Genomic DNA, 21,258 nt, shown 5'->3' on the forward strand with positions numbered 1-21,258 from the left:
CTGATAGTTTAATTCCATGACAGGGGAAACAGACCTCAGCCCGGCGCGCCTGCGCCATGCCCGCTTCGCCATAGCCGCCGTCTTCTGCACCCACGGGGCCGTCACGGGCTCCTTCGCCACCCGCATCCCCTGGATCCAGGAGCACGCCCAGCTCAGTGCGGGCACCCTGGGCCTCGCCCTCGCCTTCCCCGCCCTGGGCGCGGCGGTCGCGATGCCGCTGGCCGGCCGGATCAACCACCGCTTCGGAGCCCGCTCCGCGCTGCGGGGGCTGCTGGTGCTGTGGACCCTGTCGCTGATCCTGCCGAGCCTCGCCCCGAACCTGGCCGCCCTGTGCTTCGCCCTGTTCGTCTACGGAGCCACGGCCGGGATGGCGGACGTGGCGATGAACGCGCTGGGCGTCGAGACCGAGAACCGGCTCGGCCGGTCGATCATGTCCTCGCTGCACGGCATGTGGAGCGTGGGCGCGCTGATCGGTTCGGCGGCCGGCACGGTCGCCGCACACGCCGGGGCCGACGCCCGGCTCCACCACCTGGTCGCCGCGCTCGCCCTGACCGCGGCCGGGCTGGTCGCCGTGCGAGGGGTGCTCGACCTGCGCAGCGCCGCGGGGGCGGAGGCGCCGCCGCACTTCGCGCCGCCCCCGAAGTCCGCGCTGCTGATCGGCGCGATCGGGTTCTGCGCGGTCTTCGCGGAGGGCGCGAGCATGGACTGGTCGGCGGTCTACCTGCGCGACGTACTGGACACGGACGCCGGCCTCGCGGCCGCCTGCACCACCGCGTTCGCGCTCACCATGTCCCTCGCCCGGCTCGTCGGGGACCGGGTGGTGGACCGGTTCGGGGCGGTACGCACGGTCCGGGCGAGCGGGTTGCTGGCCACCGCGGGCGGGGTGCTCGTGGTGACGGCCGGGAATCCGGCCGTGGCGATCGCGGGCTTCGGACTGATCGGGCTCGGCATCGCGGTGGTGGTCCCGCTGGCCTTCGCGGCCGCCGCGCGCAGCGGGCCGGCCCCGGCGCAGGCCATCGCGGGCGTCGCGACGATCACGTACACCTCGGGGCTGATCGCGCCGTCGGCGATCGGCGCGGTGGCGGACGCCACCTCGCTCGTGGTGTCCTTCGGGCTGGTCACGCTGCTCGCGTTCGCGCTGGTCGTGGGGGCCGCCGTACTGCGGCAGAAGCCGGTGGCGGCCGGGTCGGCGCCGGTGGACCGGGACGAGCCAGCGGCTATCCGCCCGTAACATTGCGCAGGCTGCTCCGCGGCCCGGATGCTTGATCGATCGGTTCGACGGAAGTGGTGGAAACATGGGCCTCGGCGTGGGCTGGACCCTGCACGGAGACGGGCGGACCCCCGCCCCCGGCGCGGTGGTACGGCCGGACGAGCGGCTGTCGTGGCCGCGGACCGCAGGGCTCGGCGCCCAGCACGTCGTGGCGATGTTCGGGGCGAGTTTCGTCGCGCCCGTCCTGATGGGCCTGGACCCGAACCTGGCCATCATGATGTCGGGTGTCGCGACGGCCGTCTTCCTGCTGGCCACGCGCGGGCGGGTGCCCTCGTACCTGGGCTGCTCCCTCTCCTTCGTGGGCGTCGCCGCGGCGATCCGGGCGAGCGGCGGGGACAGCGCGGTCGTCACGGGCGCGGTTTTCGTGGTCGGCGCGGCCCTGTTCCTGGCGGGGCTCGCCGTGCGGCGCTTCGGGGCGCGGATCATCCACGCCGCGATGCCGCCGGTGGTGACGGGCGCGGTGGTGATGCTGATCGGCTTCAACCTGGCGCCGGTGACGGCCTCGACGTACTGGCCGCAGGACCAGTGGACGGCGCTGCTGACCATGCTGTTCACGGGGGCGGCCGTGGTCTGCCTGCGCGGCTTCTGGTCGCGGATCGCGATCTTCCTGGGGCTGCTCTTCGGGTACGGGATCTCCTGGATCTTCGACCTGCTCTTCGGCAAGATCCACTCGACGGTGGGCGGGGAGGCGGCCGTCGACCACTGGCGGCTCGACCTCTCGGGTGTCGCCAAGGCGGACTGGATCGGCCTGCCGTCCTTCCACGCACCGCAGTTCGAGTGGTCGGCGATCCTGATCGCCCTGCCGGTGGTGATCGCTCTGATCGCCGAGAACGCCGGGCACATCAAGGCCGTCGGCGAGATGACCGGGGACCCGCTCGACGACGAGCTCGGCACGGCGATCGCGGCGGACGGCGCCGCGTCGATGCTGTCCACGGCGGTGGGCGGTCCGCCGAACACCACGTACTCCGAGAACATCGGCGTGATGGCGGCCACCCGCGTCTACTCGACGGCGGCCTACTGGGCGGCGGCGGGCTTCGCGCTGCTCTTCGGCCTGTGCCCCAAGTTCGGCGCGGTCGTCGCCGCGATCCCCGGCGGGGTGCTGGGCGGGATCACCGTGATCCTGTACGGGATGATCGGCCTGCTCGGCGCGCAGATCTGGATCAACGGCGGGGTGGACCTGCGCAATCCGCTGAACCTGGTGCCGGCCGCGGCGGGCATCATCATCGGCATCGGCGGGGTGAAGCTGCAGTTCACGGACAGCTTCGAGCTGGGCGGCATCGCGCTCGGCACGATCGTGGTGATCACGGGCTACCACGCGCTGCGGTACTTCGCGCCGGCGCACCTGAAGCAGCAGGAGCCGCTGCTCGACGCGGGCACGTCGGCGTACGACGCGGGTGACGGGGGCGACGCGGGTAACGGGGGCGGCGCGGGTAACGGGGGCGGCGCGGGCGACGGAGACGAGGGCGGGGCCGCCCGGGACGGCCGCCCCTGACGGAGCCGTCGAACGGGCCGGGTTCGCCCGAACCGGCGAAGCACACGGCCAAGTTCCCCGGATCCGCACCTCAGGCTGCGACGCTGCCCTCCATGGAAGCGGTACTCGCGCGGATGCGCGCCCTGGACGAGCGCCTCCCCGCACAGGACGGTGTCGCCGTCTTCAACCGGGTGTACCTGACGGTGACGGAAACGCTGCACGCGCGCATCTCCCACGGGGAGTTCCCGGCGCCGCGGCGGGCTGAGACGCTGAGCGTGCGGTTCGCGGAGCGGTACCTGACGGCGGTGGAGGCGGACCGGGCCCCGGCCTGCTGGCGCCCGCTGCTCCAGTACCGCCGCCACCCGGGCGTCCGGCCGCTCCAGCACGCCCTGGCCGGGATCAACGCGCACATCGGGCACGACCTGGCGCTGGCGGTGGTGGCCACCTGCCGGGCCCTGGACTGCGAACCGCGGGCCCTGGAGGCGGACTTCGACCGGGTCGGCGACACCCTGGTCTCCCTGGAGGAGCACATCCGGGAGGACCTGATGCCGGGCCCGGACCTCCTGGAGATCGCCGACCCGCTGACGCATCTGCTCGGCTCGTGGAGCCTGGACCGCGCCCGCGGCGCCGCCTGGTCGGCGGCCCGCCTCCTGTGGACCCTGCGCCGCTCCCCCGACCTGGCCGAGGAATTCACGGACTCCCTGGACGCCGGAGTGGGCCTGGTGGGCCGCTGCCTCCTCACCCCGACCTCCTGAGCGGGGCATGAGAACGGGCCGCCGCCGCGCTTGTGGCGCGGGGGCGGCCCGTGGTCATGGGGCGGAGGGACCGGGTGGGTCAGTCCTCCGGGAGTTCGACCGGGGCTATCTCGTCGTAGACGTCGCCCGGGCCGGGGTTCGTGGCGTCCGTGGTGCCGCCGAGATGGTGCATGACGCCCCAGACCGCGTTCAGCGCCGTCTGGACCGCGCCCTCGGCCCAGCCCGCCGTCCAGGAGATGTCGTCGCCCGCGAGGAAGATGCCGCGCTTGTCCTCGGGGAGGCGGTCCTGCATGAAGTGGGTGAACAGGCGCCGCTGGTAGCGGTAGTGGCCCGGCAGGTTGGCCTTGAACGCACCCATGAAGTAGGGCTCGTTCTCCCAGGACACGGTCACCGGGTTGCCGATGATGTGACGGCGGATGTCGACCTTCGGGTAGATCTCGCCGAGGGACTTCAGCATGACCTCCATCCGCTCGTTCGCGGACAGCGGCAGCCACTTCAGGCTGTCGTCGCACCAGGTGTACGAGAGGCAGATGACGGCCGGCGCGTCCGGGCCGTTGTCCAGGAGGTACGTGCCGCGCGTCATGCGGTCCGTCAGGGTCATCGACATGACGTCGCGGCCCGTCTCCTCGTCCTTGTCCAGCCAGAACGGCCGGTCGACGGGGATGAAGAGCTTGGACGACTCCATGTAGTGGGTGCGCTCGATCGCCGTCCAGTGGTCGATCGGGAACAGCGTGTCGTCGCAGGCGATCTTCGACAGGAGCATCCAGGACTGCGCCGTGAAGATCGCGGCACGGTACGTACGGATGTCGCCGTCGGCGTCGGTGACCGTGATGCGGTTGCCGGCCGTGCGGTGCAGGCGGGTCACCGCCGGACGCGGGGTGCCGTCGTGCAGGGAGGACAGCGAGGTGCCCTGCGCCCAGTGGACGATCTTCTCGGGCTCGCGCTCCCACAGGCGCAGCGGCAGCTGCTGCGAGCCGCCGACGATGCCGCGGTGGTGGTCGTCCGCCTCGGTGTAGACGACGCGCAGGATCTCCAGGATGGAGTTCGGGAAGTCGGTGTCCCAGCCGCCCGTGCCGAAGCCGACCTGGCCGAAGATCTCGCGCTTGCGGAAGGACTGGAAGGCCTCGGACTTGCAGAGGAAGCCGTAGAAGGTCTCGTCGTCGAGCTTCTCGACGAGCTTCGCCCAGATCTCGCGGATGCGCGGGACGTCCCGCTCGCGCATCGCCTGGTTCATGTCGGAGAAGTCGGCGCCCTCGTCGAGGCAGGCGTTCCACGCGGCCGACACGTCGCGGTAGACCTGCGGGAGGTCGGCGATGGTCTCGGCGTAGTGGGTCTCGCCCTTGAGGTCCACGACCGTCGAGGGGGTGGCCTCGGCGAGCGGGTTCGGGAAGGGCTCGGTGACCAGGCCCACGAGGTCGATGTAGTGCTGGAGCGCGGTGGAGGACGGCGGGAAGCGCATGGCGCCCATCTCCGCGGTCAGGCCCTCGGTGCCGGCGCCCTCGAAGCCGACGGTGCGCAGCCGGCCGCCGATCTGGTCCGCCTCGTAGACGACGGGCTTGAGGCCCATCTTCATCAGCTCGTAGGCGGAGATGATGCCGGAGAGCCCGCCGCCGATGACGGCGACCTCGGTCCCGAGCTCGGTCGCCGGGATCTGGCCCAGGCCGGCGGGGTGGGCGAGGAAGTCGTCGTACGCGTACGGGAAGTCCGGGCCGAACATGGTGATCGGCGGCTGTCCGTCGCTGTGCGGGACGGCGGTGGTGGGCACCGTGGACGTCATGGGGTACGGCTCCTTGCGGGGGTGGGGCAGGGGGGAGGGCGCTGGCGGGGCTCAGACGAGGGAGTCGTAGAGCCCGGGGCGGCGGTCGCGCAGGTACGGGTTGGTCTCGCGCGACGCGCGCAGCAGCTCGGGATCGGCCTCGCCGACCACCAGCTCCTCGCCGCGCCCGGCCCGGGTGCGGGTCACCCCGTCGGGGCTCGCCAGGCAGCTGAGTCCGACGAACTCGAACTCGCCTTCCGGACCGGTGCGGTTGACGTACGCGATGTACATCTGGTTCTCGAAGGCCCTTACGGGGACGAGCTGTTCGGCGACGAACTGGAACGGGTGCATCTGCGCGGTCGGCACCAGGAGGAGGTCGGTGCCGGCCAGGGCGTGGGCGCGGACGTTCTCGGGGAACTCCACGTCGTAGCAGATCATGATGCCGATGCGGAGGCCGTTCAGGTCCGCCTGGACGACGGGGGTGTCGCCGGGGGTGAAGGCGTCCTGCTCGAAGCAGCCGAAGAGGTGGGTCTTGCGGTAGTTCGCGAGCCGGACCCCGTCGGGGCCGATGAGCTGGGCCGCGTTGTACACGGTGTCCCCGTCGCGCTCCGGGTAGCCGTACAGGACGGCGAGGCCGTGGCGGCGGGCGATCTCGCCGATGGCGCGGGCCGACATGCCGTCGGCGGCCTCGGCGAGGTCGGCGACTTCCCGGACCTCCAGCGCGTAGCCGGTCAGGAACATCTCCGAGGTCACGAGGAGCCCGGCACCCGCCTGTGCGGCGCGCTGCGCGGCCTCGTCGAGCGCCTTCAGGTTCTCGGCGGTGTCGCCGAGCCGTCCGGAACTCTGGAGGAGGGCGGTGCGCAGCGGGGGCATGGGCGTACCTCTGTGGCAGGAGGGGAGTGGGTCCTATTGAAGGTACGTTCACCCGTTCGACGTCGACAAGCCATGACTGTTGCGCTCCGCGCATCGATTCGTTGCGCTTTTTGGGGCGCGGACGGCGATTCGTTGCGCGGGCCCGTGGACTCCCCTCCCGCCGGGGGCTACGTGTCGGCGCGGAAGGCCGGGTGGGCGCGCAGTCGCCACAGGTCGTCGAGGATATCGTCCGTGTCGTTGCCGATGACGCGGCCGCTCCAGGTGTCGCACAGGGCGGGGACGGCCAGCGCGCCGTCGTAGTGGTGCCCGACGGCCTCGTAGGCCCGGCGCAGTGCGGCGTACGAGGCGGACGTGCCGAGCAGGGTGGTGGCGACGGAGTCCTCCAGGCCGAGCCGGGTGAGGGCGGCAGCGACGCGCAGGCAGTTCGGACAGTCGGCGCAGAGGTAGAGGCGGTAGCGGTGCGGCACGGGCGAGAAGCCGGCGCCGATGCGGCCGCGCAGGGCGAGGGCCGGACCGGTTCGGGGCAGGACCATGGGCAGCATGACTCTCCTGGGGACGGCGCGGGGGCGTTGCGGACCTCCCGGCGGCGCGGCGCGCGCCGGGTTCACGGAGTCGGTGCGGGGATGCGTACGCGGCGCGGGAACCCGTGGAACGTACGGTCGCCCTGCGGGTCGGACGGGACCGTCGGGGAGGCCTCGCGCGGCGTACGAGGAGGCTCAGGCGGTCGCGCGGAAGGCGCTGCGCACGCGCAGCAGGTCGATGTGCAGGCGCCGGGTCAGCCACCAGCGACGGAGGATCCGCGCCCGTGCACGAGCCGTCCTGGCCATGTCCACCGACTCCGTCCCGCCCTTGGGGCATAAACGCGCCCGCGACGGACGCTGACTCTCGTGACCGTCGTCACCAGCAGTCTCGTGGCGGTGCGCGGGGCCGTCAAGAAGGTGGTGGACGGTCCTGCGGCCGTTCCCGAGGGAAGGAGTTCCCGACCCCATGGCGCCCGACACCGATACGGCCACGCCCGTGCACGTCCTCGACAACCCGGTCTGGGCCGCGCTGACCGGCCCGAGCAGCGCCTTCGCCGAGGCCGGGCCCGCGGGGCTCGCGGCCCGGTACGTCGCCGACACCTCGCCGTTCGTCGCGCTCGCGGACCCGGAGGACCCGGCGGCCTGGGCGGATCTGGCCGCGCTGGCCGGCCCGGGTACGACGGTCTGGATCACCGGCCTGCCGACCCCGCCCGCGGGGTGGACGACGGAGGACTCGATACCGGGCGTCCAGCTGGACGGCGGGGCGGTACGGGCCGGGGCCGCGCCCGAGGCGGTCCGGCTGGGGCCGGCCGACGTGCCGGAGATGCTGGAGCTGGTCGGCCTCACGAAGCCGGGGCCGTTCGCCCGGCGCACCGTCGAGCTGGGCACGTACCTCGGGATCCGGCACGAGGGCCGGCTCGTCGCGATGGCGGGGGAACGGATGCGCCCGCCCGGCTGGTCGGAGATCAGCGCGGTGTGCACGCACCCCGACCACCGGGGCAAGGGGCTCGCGGGCCGGCTGATCAGGGCGGTGGCCGCCGACGTCCGCGAGCGCGGCGACCGCCCGTTCCTGCACGCGGCGGCCGGCAACACGGGGGCCATCGCCCTCTACGAGTCGATGGGCTTCACGCTGCGCCGCCGCCCGCTCTTCATGGGCGTCCGCACCCCGGACGGGGCTGCCTGACGCGCGACTTCGCGGAGCGGGGCACGGGGGCGGGAGAGCGGGGCACGGGGGCGCGAGAGCGGGGCACGGGGGCGGGCACGGGGCCGGAGGCAGGGCTGGCAGGTTTCGCGGGGCGCGCAGCGGTCACACGCGGGGAATCCCATGGAAGCGAAAGGAACCGAGAGGACCTGCGATGAACGACGTCTCACGCCTGCCCGGCACCGCACACCATCACTGGCAGTGGCAGCTGCGGGCCGCCTGCCGGAATCTGGGGCCGGGCCGTTTCTACCATCCGGCCGGTGAGCGGGGCGAGGAGCGCGAGGACCGCGACGAGGCCGCGAAGCGGGTCTGTGCGGTGTGCCCGGTGCGCGAGGCGTGCCTGGAGCACGCGCTGCGGACCCGGGAGCCCTTCGGGGTCTGGGGCGGGCTGACGGAGGAGGAGCGCCGGGCCCTGCCGGAGCAGACCGGCCGCCGTACCGTTGCGGCCCGCGCGAGGGCGGGGCACCGCTGAACGCCGCCCGCAGGACCCCGGACGCGGCTGCGCCCCGGCATTCGCGATGCCGGGGCGCAGCGGTGTTCGAGGGGGGCGGCGGTCAGGCCGGCGCGCCCGAGGTGAAGCGGCGCAGCAGCGGGGAGAGGACCAGGACGGACTTGGTGCGCTCCACGAACGGCTCGCCCGCGATGCGCTCCAGCACCCGCTCGAAGTGCCGCATGTCGGAGGCGAAGACCTGCACGAGGGCGTCCGCGTCGCCGGTGACGGTCGACGCGGACACCACCTCCGGGTACCGCTCCAGCCCCCGCCGGATGTCGTCCGGCGAGGTGTTGTGGCGGCAGTAGATCTCTATGAAGCCCTCGGTCTCCCAGCCCATGGCGGCGGGGTCGACGCGGACGGTGAAGCCGGTGATGGCCCCCTCGGCCCGCAGCCGGTCCACGCGACGCTTCACGGCCGGGGCCGAGAGGCCGACCTCGGAGCCGATGTCGGCGTAGGAGCGGCGGGCGTCCTCGGCGAGGGCGTGCACGATGCGTTCGTCGAGATCGTTCAGTCGCACTGCGGGTCGATCACTTTTCTGCTGTGGCCACTTCTGCCGTGGCCAGTCGGGAGCGGCGAATGCCGTACAGGAAGTAGACCACGAGGCCGATGGCCATCCAGACACCGAAAGCGATCCACGTCGCCGCCGGCAGGCTGTACATCATGTAGCCGCAGGCGAGGAAGCCGAGGATCGGCGTGACCGGGAAGAGCGCCACCTTGAAGGTGCGCGGCATGTCGGGCTTGGTGCGGCGCAGGATCACCACGGCGACGTTGACGAGGGCGAAGGCGAAGAGGGTGCCGATGCTCGTCGCGTTGGCCAGCTCACCCAGGGGGATGAACGCCGCGAGCGCGCCGCAGAACAGGGAGACGATCACCACGTTGGCGCGGGGGGCGCCGGTCTTCTCGTCGACCTTGGCGAAGACCTTGGGGACGAGGCCGTCGCGGGACATCGCGAAGAGGATGCGGGTCTGGCCGTAGAGGACGGCGAAGACGACGGAGGCGATGGCGACGACGGCGCCGGCGGCGAGGACGACGCCCCAGAAGCTGTCACCGGTGACGTTGGTCATGATCTGGGCCAGCGCGGCCTCGGTGCCCTCGAAGTCCTTCCAGGGCAGTGCGCCGACGGCGACGAAGGCGACGAGGCAGTACAGGACGGTGACGATGCCCAGCGAGAGCATGATCGCGCGGGGCAGGTCCTTCTTCGGGTTCTTGGCTTCCTCACCGGCGGTGGAGGCGGCGTCGAAGCCGATGTACGAGAAGAAGAGTGTGGAGGCGGCGGCGCTGATGCCGGTGATGCCGAGCGGGGCCAGCGGGGTGTAGTTGCCGGACTTGATGCCCATGACGCCGATGCCGATGAAGAGCACCAGGGTGACGATCTTCACCGCGACCATGATCGTGTTGATCCGGGCGCTCTCCTTGGCGCCGCGCATCAGGAAGACCATGGCGAGCAGGACGACGACCAGCGACGGCAGGTTGATGAAGCCGCCCTCGCCCAGCGGCGCGGACACGGCGTCGGGGATCGTGACGCCTATGGTCCCGTCGAGCAGCTCGTTGAGGTACTGGCCCCAGCCGACGGCGACCGCCGCGACGGACACGGCGTACTCCAGGACCAGGCACCAGCCGCAGACCCAGGCGATGAACTCGCCCATGGTGGCGTACGAGTACGAGTAGGAGGAGCCGGAGACCGGCACCGATCCGGCCAGCTCCGCGTAGGAGAGCGCCGAGAAGAGGGCGGTCAGGCCCGCGATGATGAAGGAGATCGTGACGGCAGGGCCGGCCTTGGGGGCCGCCTCGCCGAGGACCACGAAGATGCCGGTGCCCAGGGTGGCGCCGATGCTGATCATGGTCAGCTGCCACATGGTGAGCGAGCGGCGCAGACTGCCGCCCTCACCCTGGCCGCCCTCGGCGACCATCTGCTCGACCGGCTTGCGGCGCAGCAGAGGGTTCACAGGCTTGCGGGGCTCGGAGGCGAGCGGTGGCGCCTGGCCGGTTTCGAGCACGAGGGACTCCTTTGACACTGCGGATGGGGACTGTGGCATCGACCGCAGCGGTCCGGGGCAGGACACAGACAAAGGAGCCTGGGCATGGGGGACCGCCGAGCAGGCGGTCCGCGCCACTCCACGTACAGCGAGTGAGCCTACGAGCTGAGTGATACCGCCCGTAATGCACCATCCTTGCACATTGCCGCACGATCGTTGCGCGGATCTGTCCTGGATGGTCCTTTGTTGCGCACGGATGATCGATCAGTGCGTACGCCCCCTTTGTCTCCTTCGTTGACTCCTCATCAGAACTCCCGCAGCATGCCCGCCGGGACCGACGACCGGAGGCGCCCCGTGAACGCCGAGAACGCCGAGAACACGAAGAGCACCGAGAGCACCGTCACGCACTGGCTGGACCCGGGGCCCTTCCTGCGCGGGGTCGCCTGGCTGGACAAGGGGCGCCCGGTCCGGGCCGACCCGCAGGACGCCATGCGGCTGCCGTGGGACACCGGGGAGCGGGCCACCCTGCCGATAGGGGTGCGTCTGGAGTTCACGGCGCACGCGGCGCACGCCGTGGAGATCCGCTACCGGGCGACCGTGCCCGGCCCCACCGACGCGCTGCGCGACCTCGCACACGCCTTCGCGCTGTGGGACCGGCACGGGGTGGTCCGCGAGGTCTGGACCGAGCCGGCCGCGGAGGCCGTCGTACGGATCGAACTGCCCGGCGGGAGCGGCCCGTTCACCCTGCACCCGCCGGAGGGGCAGTCCCCGCTGATCCTCGGCCTGCGCGGGATCGGCGGCGCCGTCGCCCCGGCTCCGGCCGGCCCGCGCTGGGTGGTGCACGGCGATTCGATCACCGAGGGCTGGTGGGCGACCCGGCCCGCCCACGGCTGGCCCGCGGTCGCCGGGCGAGCGCTGGGCTGGGACACGGTCAACCTCGGGTACGCGGGCGCCGCCCGCGGGGAACTCGCCACCGCCGAGCAGATCGCCGGGCTGCCCGCCGATGTCCTCACCCTCGCGTTCGGCACCAACTGCTGGTCCCGTGTGCCCTTTTCGGCGCCGCTGCTGTACGAGACCACCCGCGCCTTCCTCGAACTGGTCCGTCAGGGGCATCCGCGGACCCCGCTGCTGCTGGTCTCCCCCGTACTGCGGCCCGACGCCGAGCGCACCCCGAACCGGCTCGGCGCCACCCTGGGCGCCCTGCGCGACGCGATGGAGCGGGCCGCCAGCGAGCGGATCACCGCCGGGGACGACCGCCTCGCCCTGCTTCCGGGGCGTGACCTGCTGGGTCCCGAGCACCTGGCGGACGGGCTGCACCCCAACGACTCCGGACACCAGGTCCTCGGCCTCGCTGTGGTCACGGCTCTGCGGCGCTCCGGGTTCGGTCCGGGGTGAGTGAAACAGCCCACAGGAATCCGCTTGAACAGATCGACCCCGACAGGGCGTGTCCTGAGCACAGTTGCCGACGCACCGGAGACGGGCGGCGGACACGGAGACACCACACGTGGGAGAGATCAAGATGGGCATCAAGCGCGGAACCACCCTGGCCGCCGTCGCAGTCGTCGTCGCCCTGACGGCCACCGCCTGCGGCGGGGACGACACGGCGGGCAACGCCAAGCCGGCCGGGGCCGCGTCCCAGGCTCCCGCTGCCGCTGCCGCTTCCGGCGCCGGCTCCGGCGCCTACGGATCCGACTACGGTTCCGACTCCGGCGCGGGAGCCGCCGCCGGCGCGGACGCCAAGGGTGCCGGACAGCTGGCCGTCGCCCAGAACGAGCAGATCGGCGCCCTCCTCACCGACAGCGCGGGCTTCACCCTCTACCGCTTCGACAAGGACACCGCCAAGCCGCCGAAGTCCAACTGCGACGGGGACTGCGCGAAGGCCTGGCCCGCCGTGGCGGCCGGCGACGCCACCGCCGCCGCGGGCATGGACGCGGCCCTGCTGGGCGAGGTCGTGCGCACCGACGGCAGCAAGCAGCTGACGGTCGCCGGCTGGCCGGTGTACCGGTACAGCAAGGACACCAAGGCGGGCGAGACCAACGGGCAGGGCGTCGGCGGCACCTGGTTCGCCTTGGCCGCCGACGGCAAGAAGGCCGCGAAGGCGGCCGCCGCCGCTCCGGCCGGAGCTCCGGCCGGAGCGGGCGAGGCCGCGGGCGCGCTGACCGTGGCCAAGGACCCCAAGCTCGGCGAGCACATCGTCGACGGCAACGGGATGACGGTCTACCGCTTCAAGAAGGACACCGCCTGGCCGATGGCCTCCAACTGCACCGGCGACTGCGTGGCCAAGTGGCCCGTGGTGCCCCCGGTCGACAAGGCCAACGCCAAGGGCATCGTGGAGAAGGGCTACTCCGTCCTGGACCGCCCCGACGGCAAGAAGCAGCAGGCCATCGACTGCTGGCCCGTCTACACCTTCACGGGTGACAAGAAGGCCGGCGACATCAACGGCCAGGGCGTCGGCGGCACGTGGTACGCGGTGTCCCCCGACGGCAAGCTGATCACCACCTCCTGATCACCGGCTCTTGACCGCCGACTCCTGACCGCTCCCCCGCTCCCTCCCCCACATCTGGAACCGCGCGGCCCCCTGCCCACTCCCCCCGGCAGGCGGGCCGCGCACCCGTTCCGCCGCGCACCCGTTCCGCCTTGGCGTTCTCCTCCATACACTCCACCGCATGCTGCGCGTACTGGCCGTCGACGACGAGAAGCCGCTCCTCGAGGAGCTCCTCTACCTGCTGGACTCCGACCCGCGGGTGCTCAGCGCCGAGGGCGCCTCGGACGCCACGCAGGCCCTGCGGCGGATCACCAGGGCCCTGGAGACCGGCCCCGAGGGGCCCGACGGCATCGACGTCGTCTTCCTCGACATCCACATGGCGGGACTGACCGGCCTGGACATCGCCCGGCTGCTGGCCGGGTTCGCGCGGCCGCCGCTGATCGTGTTCGTCACCGCCCACGAGGGGTTCGCCGTCCAGGCCTTCGACCTCAAGGCCGTGGACTACGTACTCAAGCCCGTCCGCCCGGAGCGGCTGGCCGAGGCCGTCCGCCGGGCCTGCGCCCAGCTGGGCCGGACCGCCGCCGCGCAGCCGCCCGGGCCCGCGGGACCCCCGGCCGCTCCCGTCACCCCGGCCGGTGCGAGCGTCCCGCCGCAGCGCCGCCCCGCCCCCGAGGTCACCATCGCCGACCGCACCGCGGACCAGATCGCCGTCGAGCTGGGCGGCGTCACCCGGTTCGTGGCGATCGCCGACATCGCGTACGTCGAGGCCCAGGGCGACTACGCCCGCCTTCACACCGGCGAGGGCAGCCACCTGGTCCGCATCCCGCTCTCCACGCTGGAGGAGCGTTGGGCGGCCCGCGGGTTCGTCCGCATCCACCGCCGCCACCTGGTGGCCCTCGGCCGGATCGACGAGCTCCGGCTGGACGCGGGCACCACCAGCGTCCGCGTCGGATCCGCCGAGCTCCAGGTCAGCCGCCGCCACTCCCGCCAGCTGCGGGACCTGCTGATGCGCCAGGCGACCGGCTAGGGAGTGTCGTCAAAGCGACGTCGGCCGCCCGGAAGGGCGGGGCCGGCGGGACTTCGACGACACGACCTGGGGGTGTCTTGCCGATCAGGCCGGGCTCGCGGGGGCTGGTCGGCAGGACACCCCCTGGCGGACCACCGACCGTCCGGCGTGCGCGGGCGCCGTTCGTCGCACCGAACGGGACGTACGGCGCCCCACCGCTGCCGTCGGTCGCACCGCGGCCCCCACCGCCCGCGGCCGACCGGCCCCGGACCTATGGTGGAGCCCGCCGGGAACGAGCTGGGGGGTGCGCATGGCCGAGATCCAGGCGCTGCTCGACGCGCTGGCCGTACTGCCCCGGACCCCGCCCGCCGGCCCCGCCGAGGCCGAACTGCTGCTCGCCCGCCTGCGCAGCGCCGCCGCCCGCTGGGCCGACGTCCTGTACGAGGCCAACGAGGGCGTCCGCCGACAGCTCCCGCCCCGCGCCGAGGCCGCCCTGACCCTGGCCTTCCGCCGCGCCGAAGACTCGTACGTGGAACTGGAGATCGCCCTGCGCGACTGCGCCGAGCATCGCGATCCCGCGCTCTGACACCCCTTTTCGGCCGGTGGGAGGGGTGGGGATCGGCCCGGTTCGCGTCTGTTGCGGGCTCCGCGGGCCTGCGTAGACTCCGGTACCCCCTCCCCCGGGCGATGAGGACCGAGCCTTGAACCAGACGTACGCGCTGACCGCGGTCACCGTCGTCGTCCTGGTCACGGTGCTGGTCGGCGCGCTGGGGCTGCGGATATCGCGGACCACCTCCGACTTCTACGTCGCCTCGCGGACGGTGGGGCCCCGGCTCAACGCGGCGGCGATCAGCGGGGAGTACCTCTCCGCGGCCTCCTTCCTCGGGGTGGCCGGGCTGGTGCTTCTGCAGGGGCCCGAGATGCTCTGGTACCCGGTCGGGTACACCGCCGGATACCTGGTGCTGCTGGCACTGGTGGCGGCCCCGCTGCGCCGCTCGGGGGCGTACACGCTGCCCGACTTCGCCGAGGCCCGGCTGGAGTCGCAGGCGGTGCGCCGGGTCGCGGTGCTGTTCGTGGTCGGGGTGGGCTGGCTCTACCTGCTGCCGCAGCTCCAGGGCGCCGGGCTGACCCTGGAGATCCTGACCGGGGCCCCGCACTGGGTGGGCGGGGTGGTCGTCGCGTTCGTGGTGACCGCGGCCGTCGCGGCCGGCGGGATGCGGAGCATCACCTTCGTGCAGGCCTTCCAGTACTGGCTCAAGCTCACCGCGCTGCTGGTGCCCGCCTTCTTCCTGCTCGCCGCCTGGGCCGGGGACGGGGCGCCGCGCGCCTCCTTCGACGCGCCGGCGGTCTTCCGCGAGCACACCGCCGTCACGCTGGCCGAGGACGTACGGCTGTCCCTGGACGCGCCGCTCGCGCTGAAGGTCACGGGGCAGGTGGACGGGCACGGCCACACGGCCGCCCCGCTGACGCTGGCGCCCGGGCAGCACTCCGTACGGGCCGGGGCGCGGCTGGAGTTCGCCCCGGACACCCGGGTTCCGCAGACCCGTGCGACGTCCGGGCGCAAGACTCCCCGCTGGTCCCGGCCGATGGACGGGGGCCGGCCCGCGCTCGGCCTGTACGCGACGTACGGGCTGGTGCTGGCCACCTTCCTCGGCACGATGGGCCTGCCCCATGTGGCGGTGCGCTTCTACACGAGCCCGAACGGCCGCGACGCGCGCCGCACCACGCTGGTGGTGCTCGGGCTGCTCGGCTTCTTCTACCTGCTGCCGCCGGTGTACGGGGTGCTCGGGCGGACCTACGCCCCGGAACTCGCCCTGACCGGGGACGCGGACGCGGCGGTACTGGTGCTGCCGGAGCGGATGGTGGGCGGCGTGCTCGGCGATCTGCTGGGGGCGCTGGTGGCCGGGGGCGCGTTCGCGGCGTTCCTGTCGACGGCTTCGGGGCTGACGATGGCGGTGGCCGGGGTGCTGCACCAGGACGTCCTGGCGACGCGCGGGGTGCGGACGTTCCGGATCGCGGTGCTGGTGGCGATGCTGGTGCCGCTGGGCGGGAGCGTGCTGCTGACGGACGTGCCGGTGGCGGACGCGGTGGGGCTGGCCTTCGCGGTGTCGGCCTCGTCCTTCTGCCCGCTGCTGGTGCTGGGCATCTGGTGGCGCGGGCTGACCCCGCCGGGTGCGGTGGCGGGCCTGGTCACCGGGGGCGGGGCGGCGCTGGGCGCGGTGCTGGCGACCCGGGCGGGGCTGCCCCCGGCGGGATGGGTGCACACGCTGATGGCGTGGCCGGCGGCGTGGTCGGTACCGCTGGGGTTCCTGACGATGGTGCTCGTATCGTTGGCAACCCGGTCGCGTATCCCGGCGGGGACGGCGGCGACGCTGGCCCGGCTGCACCTGCCGGAGAGCGTGACGGGGGCGGGGACGGATCCCGGGGCGGGCGCCGCGTCCGCGACCGGCCCCGGTCCCGGCGCCCGCGCGGGCGGTGCTCCGTGACCGGAGCGGTGCTCGCGGCCCTGGCCGTGGCCGGTGCGGCGCTGCTGCTGGGCCTGGGCTGGGCCGGCGGCCGCCGGCACGCCCGGCGCGGCAACCGGGCCACCGGCCCGGACCTCGGCACCCCGGTGGAGCGGGCCACCTTCCACACCCTGCACACCGCCTCGCTGGCCGCTCCCCCGCTGCGCGCCGGGCTCACCGAGGACGCCGCCCGCAAGGCCGCGAAGCGGCTGCGCTCGCTGCTGGGCACGGAGGCCCTGTGCCTCACCGACCGGCAGTCCGTGCTGGCCTGGGACGGGCCGGGCGCCGACCACCACGAGCGGCGGGCCATGGAACGGGTCGCCGTCATGCTGGACTCCGGCCGCAGCATGAGCGTGCGGACCGAGTGCACCCGCCCCGACTGCCCGCTGAAATGGGCGGTGTTCGCCCCGCTCACCGGCGAGGACGGGGTGCTCGGCGCGCTCGTGGCCTACGGTTCGCGGGAGTCGGCGGTGCTCGTGCGGGCCGCGACGGAGGTGGCCCGCTGGGTCTCCGTCCAGCTGGAGCTCTCCGAGCTGGACCGCTCCCGCACCCGCCTGATGGAGGCGGAGATCAAGGCGCTGCGCGCGCAGATCTCCCCGCACTTCATCTTCAACTCCCTCGCCGCGATCGCCTCGTTCGTCCGCACCGACCCCGAGCGGGCCCGGGACCTGCTGCTGGAGTTCGCCGACTTCACGCGCTACTCCTTCCGCCGGCACGGCGAGTTCACCACGCTCGCCGAGGAGCTGCGCTCCATCGAGCAGTACCTGGCCCTGGCCGGGGCCAGGTTCGGGGACCGGCTGAAGGTGACCCTCCAGGTGGCGCCCGAGGTGCTGCCGGTGGCACTGCCGTTCCTGTGCCTGCAGCCGCTGGTGGAGAACGCCGTCAAGCACGGGCTGGAGGACTCCACCGAGGAGTGCCTGATCACCATCGCCGCCCGGGACGCGGGCGCGGAGGCCCTCATCACCATCGAGGACAACGGGGTCGGCATGGACCCGGCCGTGCTGCGGCGGATCCTGGCCGGGGAGCGCGGCGGCTCCTCGTCGGGCATCGGGCTGACGAACGTGGACGAGCGGATCCGGCAGGTGTACGGGGACGCGTACGGCCCGGTGATCGAGACGGGGGTCGGCGCGGGCATGAAGATCTCCCTGCGCATACCCAAATACCGTGCGGGTGTGCACAGTTCGGGGCCTGGGCCGCAGCCGCCCCGGTACTGACCGGCCCCGTGGCATGCCATCCTGGCAGCGGCGCGGACCGACTGCCGGGGCTCCCCCGGCGGCAGCCGGGGAACAGTCTGGGAGGTTCGCCGACGTGCGGGTCGGGCGGGAGCAGCGGCGCGAGGAGTTGCGGGACTGGGTGCGCGGGGGTGCCCGGGGCCGCGGCGGCCGCCTGATCGTGGAGGGCGAGCCCGGCGCGGGCCGGACGGCGTACGTGCGCGAGGCGCTGGCCGAGGCGGCCGCGCTGGGCTGCCGGGTGCGCTACGGGGCCGCCGACCCGTTCACGGCCGAGCTGCCGCTGCGGGCCGCGCTGGACTGCCTGCACCCCGGGGGCGCCGGCCGGGCGGCCGTGATCGCCCTGCTCCGCGAGGCCCGGCGGGCCGAGCAGGGCGGCGGGGCGGGGCTCGCGGCCATGGACCTGCTGGTGTCCGGGGTCGAGGAGTGGTGCGCGCGGGGCCCGCTGCTGCTGGTCCTGGACGACCTCCACCGGGCGGACCCGGCCAGCCTGCTGCTGTGGCGGCGCCTGGGCCGGTCGGCGGACCGGCTGCCCCTGCTCCTCGCGGCGACCCGGAGGCCGCTGCCCCGGCGCCCCGAGGTGGAGCAGCTGTGCGCCGACCTGGGCACGGGCCCGGGCGGGCACACCGTACGGCTGGAGCCGCTGACCGGGCCGGAGTCGGCCGGGGCGCTGCGCCGGATGCTGGGCGCGGAGCCGGGACCGCGGCTGTGGGAGGCCGCCCGGCAGGCCGGCGGCAATCCCCGGCTGCTGCGGGAGCTGACCGCACAGTGGGCCGGGTTCATCGAGATCACCCGCGACGGCCGGGAACCCCGCCGGGGCGAGGATGCGAAAGACACCCGCGGGGACGGCTGCGGAGACCGGCCGGCCGACGGCCCGGGAGGCCGGCCGGGGCGGCCCGTACCGCCGGGCGACGACCGGGAGTGCGGCGGAGTCGCCGAACTCACCCTCCCCGAGGAGGAGTTGCCCGATCCCCCCGAATCCCTGCCCCGGGGCCTCGGCTACCTCTCCCGCCCCGCCTACACCACCCTGCGGCACGCCGCGCTGCTCGGGCCGGCCTTCACGCCGCGCGAGCTGGCCCTCGTACAGGCCAGGCCCGCCCGCGAGGTACTGGCCGACCTGGAGGAGCCGCTGCTCGCCGGGCTGTTGGAGGACACCGGCGAGCAGCTGCGCTTCCGGCAGCCCGCGCTGCGCCGGGCCCTGTACGCCGAGCTGCCCCGGCCCGCCCGCACCGCCCTGCACCAGGAGGCGGCCGTCGCCCTCGCCGGGGCCGGACGGGATCCGGCCCGGACCGCCGAACAGCCGCTCGCCGGCGGGGCGTTGGACCGCTGGGCGGTGCGCTGGCTGGCGGATGCGGCGCAGTCCCTGATCGCGGCGGCGCCCGCGGCGGCCGTCGAACTGCTGGAGCGGGCAGCCGGCCAGGCCGACCGCGCGGACCGGGAGGCCCTGGAGGGGAGCCTCGCGGACGCCGCGCTGATGCTGCGCCGGCCCGAGTCGGCGCAGTTGCTGGCCGCCCTGCACGGGCGGGCCGCGGATCCCGGGGCCCGGGCGGCGCTGGCCTTCAAGCTGGTGTCGGCGCTGATGATCGAGGGGGACATGGCCCGGGCGCTGGCCGTCACCGAGGACGCGCTGGCGGAGCGGGTCCCCTCCCCCGCGCTCCGGCTGCGGCTGGAGGCCTGCCGGGTCCTGGCCCTGGCCGAACGGGGCTGCCCGGCGCAGGCCCACGTCCTGGCCGTCCCGGTGGTGGCGGAGGCGGCCCGGCTGGGCGATCCGCTGTGCGGGGCCGAGGCCCATCACGCGATGGCCTTCGTCCTGTTCCACCTGGGCCGCGGCCGGGAGTCGCTGCGCCATGTCGCCGAGGGGATCGCCTGGGCCCGGCGCGGCCCCGAGGCCAACGACATGCGGCTGCTGCTCCTCGCCAACCAGGCGGAGGGCCATGAGCGGTTCGACGAGCCGGAGCCCGTGGCGGCGGCGCTGCGCGAGGCGCGGGAGCTGGCGCTCGCCACCCGCTCGACGGGGCGGCTGGTGGTGACCGAGGCCCTGCAGGCCGAGTTCCACTACCGGCTCGGCGACTGGGACGCGGCGCTCGCCGGGGTGGCCCGGGCGGACGGGCTGCCGGTCTCGGACGGCTGGCTTCCGGTGGTGGTGCACGGACTGCGGGCTCTCGTACGGGGCCACCGCGACGAGCGCGAGGCGGCGCGGGCCGAGCTGGCGCTGCTCCCGCCGGACGCTTTCGCGGCCCCGGCGGCACGCCGCTACGGCGGGCACGTCCTACTGGCCCGGGCCCTGCTGGCGGAGCGGGCGGGCCGTCCGGCCGAGGCGGTGCGCGAGCTGCTGCCGGCGCTGGCGGACGGCCCGGACGAGGCGAGGGCGTACGAGCGCCCCTGGATGCTGTCGGAGATCGTCCGGCTGGCCCTGGAGTGCGGGGACACGGCGACGGCCCGGGCGGCCGTGGCGGCCTGCGGGCGGACGGCGGCGGCGCTGGCCGAGTACCCGGGCCCGGCGCTGGCGCTACTGCGCTGCGAGGGCCTGTTCGCCCAGGATCCGCGGCTGCTGGCGCAGGCGCTGGAGCGGGCGGAGCGCGGCGGGCGCCCGCTGGTGCTGGGCCACGCGTGGGAGGACCTGGCGGTGGCCCGGGCCTGGCACGGAGAGCTGGCGGCGGCGCGGTCGGCGCTGGCGCACGCGGTGGCCGCGTACGAGGTGCCGGGCGCACGGTGGGACATCGCGCGGGCGGACGCCCGGCTGCGGACTCTGGGCGTGCGGCGCGGCAGCCGCGCGGCGCGGCGGCGGGCGGCCAGCGGGTGGGAGGCGCTGACCCCGGCGGAGCTGAAGGTGGCCCTGCTCGTCGCGCAGGGCCGCTCGAACCCGGAGATCGCGAGCGCCCTGTTCCTGTCCGCGCGGACGGTCCAGACGCACGTCTCGCACATCCTGGCGAAGCTCCAGGTCCGCTCGCGGGCGGCGGTGGCGGCTCAGGCGGCGGCGCGGCGGCCGGGGCCGCAGGCGCCGCCGGGCCCGGCGGCGGGGCCCGGGCCGTAGCCGGGCAGGGCCTCGCGGAGGGCCCGCAGGGCGTAGTACGTACGGGACTTGACGGTCCCGGCGGGGACTCCGAGCGCCTGGGCGGCCTCGCAGACCGACGCCCCGCGGAAGTGGATCTGCACGAGCACCGCCCGGTGCTCGGGGCTGAGTGATCTCAGCGCGTCGCGGACGTCGAGGGCGGTGACGGCCTGCTCGGTGCCGTCGTCGGCGACCGGCGCGTGGGTGTCGAGGGCGTCGGGGCCGACCTCGGCGGGGCGGACCAGGCGGGCCCGCCGGGCGTCGATGGCGAGACGCCGGCCGACGGTGTAGAGCCAGGGGCGCATGGAGGCATGGCCGCTCTCCAGTACCTCGGGGTGTTTCCAGGCGCGGAAGAACGTCTCCTGGAGGAGGTCCTCGGCTCGGTGCCGGTCGCCGAAGGTGAGACCGAGGAGGAAGCCGTAGAGGGAGGTGCCGTGTTCGCGGTGCAGTCGCGCGAGGGCGAGGGCGTGGGCGTCGGTGCGGCGGCAGAGGGTCGCGGTCACGGGGTGCCCCTTCCGGGTCGTTCCGGATCGTTCCGGGTCGGATGACCCGAGCGTGACGGACCCGGCGCCCGGAGTTATCCGCCGCATGGCGTATCCGCCCGCCACCTGCGCCGACCGGTCGAACGGTTCGCCGAACGGTCTCCCGGACACGCCGGTGGCCCCG

At 74.1% G+C, this 21,258-nt stretch carries 18 protein-coding genes; 12 read left to right on the forward strand and 6 right to left on the reverse strand.

The window, feature by feature from the left end:
- The first annotated feature begins 16 nt into the window (after positions 1-16).
- The 3 genes from ACFXGI_RS30090 to ACFXGI_RS30100 all read left to right on the forward strand — a co-directional run bounded on the left by ACFXGI_RS30090 (position 17) and on the right by ACFXGI_RS30100 (position 3,496).
- Positions 17-1,231, forward strand: a complete 1,215-nt coding sequence (locus ACFXGI_RS30090; RefSeq protein WP_384713300.1) for an MFS transporter — start codon at positions 17-19, stop codon at positions 1,229-1,231.
- A gap of 64 nt (positions 1,232-1,295) precedes the next feature.
- Positions 1,296-2,762 carry a uracil-xanthine permease family protein gene (locus ACFXGI_RS30095; protein WP_384713303.1) on the forward strand — a complete coding sequence of 489 codons (1,467 nt, stop codon included), beginning with the start codon at positions 1,296-1,298 and terminating at the stop codon, positions 2,760-2,762.
- 92 nt (positions 2,763-2,854) lie between these two features.
- Positions 2,855-3,496, forward strand: a complete 642-nt coding sequence (locus ACFXGI_RS30100) for a DUF5995 family protein (protein WP_030871793.1) — start codon at positions 2,855-2,857, stop codon at positions 3,494-3,496.
- A gap of 79 nt (positions 3,497-3,575) precedes the next feature.
- Here the strand turns inward: ACFXGI_RS30100 and ACFXGI_RS30105 are convergent, their stop codons facing one another.
- The 3 genes from ACFXGI_RS30105 to ACFXGI_RS30115 form a co-directional block, all read right to left on the reverse strand.
- Entirely contained in the window at positions 3,576-5,273 is a 1,698-nt protein-coding gene (locus tag ACFXGI_RS30105) for a flavin monoamine oxidase family protein (RefSeq protein ID WP_384713306.1), read from the reverse strand.
- Between the two features lie 51 nt (positions 5,274-5,324).
- On the reverse strand, positions 5,325-6,125 hold the full coding sequence (locus ACFXGI_RS30110) for a carbon-nitrogen hydrolase family protein (RefSeq protein ID WP_384713309.1): 801 nt from the start codon (positions 6,123-6,125) through the stop codon (positions 5,325-5,327).
- 167 nt (positions 6,126-6,292) lie between these two features.
- Positions 6,293-6,667, reverse strand: coding sequence for a hypothetical protein (locus ACFXGI_RS30115; protein WP_384713312.1), 375 nt, complete (start codon positions 6,665-6,667; stop codon positions 6,293-6,295).
- A gap of 445 nt (positions 6,668-7,112) precedes the next feature.
- On the opposite strand from ACFXGI_RS30115, the gene ACFXGI_RS30120 reads away from it, so the two are divergent.
- Together ACFXGI_RS30120 and ACFXGI_RS30125 are read left to right on the forward strand one after the other, a co-directional pair.
- Positions 7,113-7,829 carry a GNAT family N-acetyltransferase gene (locus tag ACFXGI_RS30120; RefSeq protein WP_384713315.1) on the forward strand — a complete coding sequence of 239 codons (717 nt, stop codon included), beginning with the start codon at positions 7,113-7,115 and terminating at the stop codon, positions 7,827-7,829.
- Between the two features lie 172 nt (positions 7,830-8,001).
- Complete coding sequence (locus ACFXGI_RS30125; protein WP_384713318.1) at positions 8,002-8,319, forward strand: WhiB family transcriptional regulator; 318 nt, start codon at positions 8,002-8,004, stop codon at positions 8,317-8,319.
- An 82-nt stretch (positions 8,320-8,401) separates the two neighbouring features.
- Here ACFXGI_RS30125 and ACFXGI_RS30130 read toward each other — a convergent pair whose 3' ends face one another.
- Both ACFXGI_RS30130 and ACFXGI_RS30135 read right to left on the reverse strand, forming a co-directional pair.
- On the reverse strand, positions 8,402-8,857 hold the full coding sequence (locus ACFXGI_RS30130; protein WP_007262967.1) for an Lrp/AsnC family transcriptional regulator: 456 nt from the start codon (positions 8,855-8,857) through the stop codon (positions 8,402-8,404).
- Between the two features lie 10 nt (positions 8,858-8,867).
- A complete protein-coding gene (locus tag ACFXGI_RS30135) occupies positions 8,868-10,337 on the reverse strand; it encodes an amino acid transporter (protein WP_384713321.1) in 1,470 nt (489 codons plus the stop codon).
- A 333-nt stretch (positions 10,338-10,670) separates the two neighbouring features.
- Between ACFXGI_RS30135 and ACFXGI_RS30140 the strand changes: the two genes are divergently transcribed.
- The 7 genes from ACFXGI_RS30140 (at position 10,671) to ACFXGI_RS30170 (ending at position 20,574) form a co-directional block, all read left to right on the forward strand.
- Positions 10,671-11,711, forward strand: a complete 1,041-nt coding sequence (locus tag ACFXGI_RS30140) for a GDSL-type esterase/lipase family protein (protein WP_384713324.1) — start codon at positions 10,671-10,673, stop codon at positions 11,709-11,711.
- 124 nt (positions 11,712-11,835) lie between these two features.
- A complete protein-coding gene (locus ACFXGI_RS30145; protein WP_384713436.1) occupies positions 11,836-12,822 on the forward strand; it encodes an SCO0930 family lipoprotein in 987 nt (328 codons plus the stop codon).
- A 160-nt stretch (positions 12,823-12,982) separates the two neighbouring features.
- A complete protein-coding gene (locus ACFXGI_RS30150; protein WP_384713327.1) occupies positions 12,983-13,828 on the forward strand; it encodes a LytR/AlgR family response regulator transcription factor in 846 nt (281 codons plus the stop codon).
- 289 nt (positions 13,829-14,117) lie between these two features.
- A complete protein-coding gene (locus ACFXGI_RS30155; RefSeq protein ID WP_030871760.1) occupies positions 14,118-14,393 on the forward strand; it encodes a hypothetical protein in 276 nt (91 codons plus the stop codon).
- A gap of 115 nt (positions 14,394-14,508) precedes the next feature.
- The gene (locus ACFXGI_RS30160) at positions 14,509-16,293 is read left to right on the forward strand and encodes a cation acetate symporter (RefSeq protein WP_384713330.1); all 1,785 of its coding nucleotides are present in this window, start codon (positions 14,509-14,511) and stop codon (positions 16,291-16,293) included.
- A complete protein-coding gene (locus tag ACFXGI_RS30165; protein WP_384713333.1) occupies positions 16,290-17,525 on the forward strand; it encodes a histidine kinase in 1,236 nt (411 codons plus the stop codon). The genes ACFXGI_RS30160 and ACFXGI_RS30165 overlap by 4 nt, the downstream gene beginning before the upstream one ends.
- A gap of 94 nt (positions 17,526-17,619) precedes the next feature.
- On the forward strand, positions 17,620-20,574 hold the full coding sequence (locus tag ACFXGI_RS30170; RefSeq protein ID WP_384713336.1) for a LuxR C-terminal-related transcriptional regulator: 2,955 nt from the start codon (positions 17,620-17,622) through the stop codon (positions 20,572-20,574).
- On the opposite strand, the gene ACFXGI_RS30175 is transcribed toward ACFXGI_RS30170, so the two are convergent.
- Complete coding sequence (locus ACFXGI_RS30175; RefSeq protein ID WP_384713338.1) at positions 20,508-21,095, reverse strand: sigma-70 family RNA polymerase sigma factor; 588 nt, start codon at positions 21,093-21,095, stop codon at positions 20,508-20,510. The genes ACFXGI_RS30170 and ACFXGI_RS30175 overlap by 67 nt on opposite strands.
- Positions 21,096-21,258 lie beyond the last annotated feature (163 nt).

The organism is Streptomyces sp. NPDC059355, assembly GCF_042752335.1.
Lineage (GTDB): Bacteria > Actinomycetota > Actinomycetes > Streptomycetales > Streptomycetaceae > Streptomyces.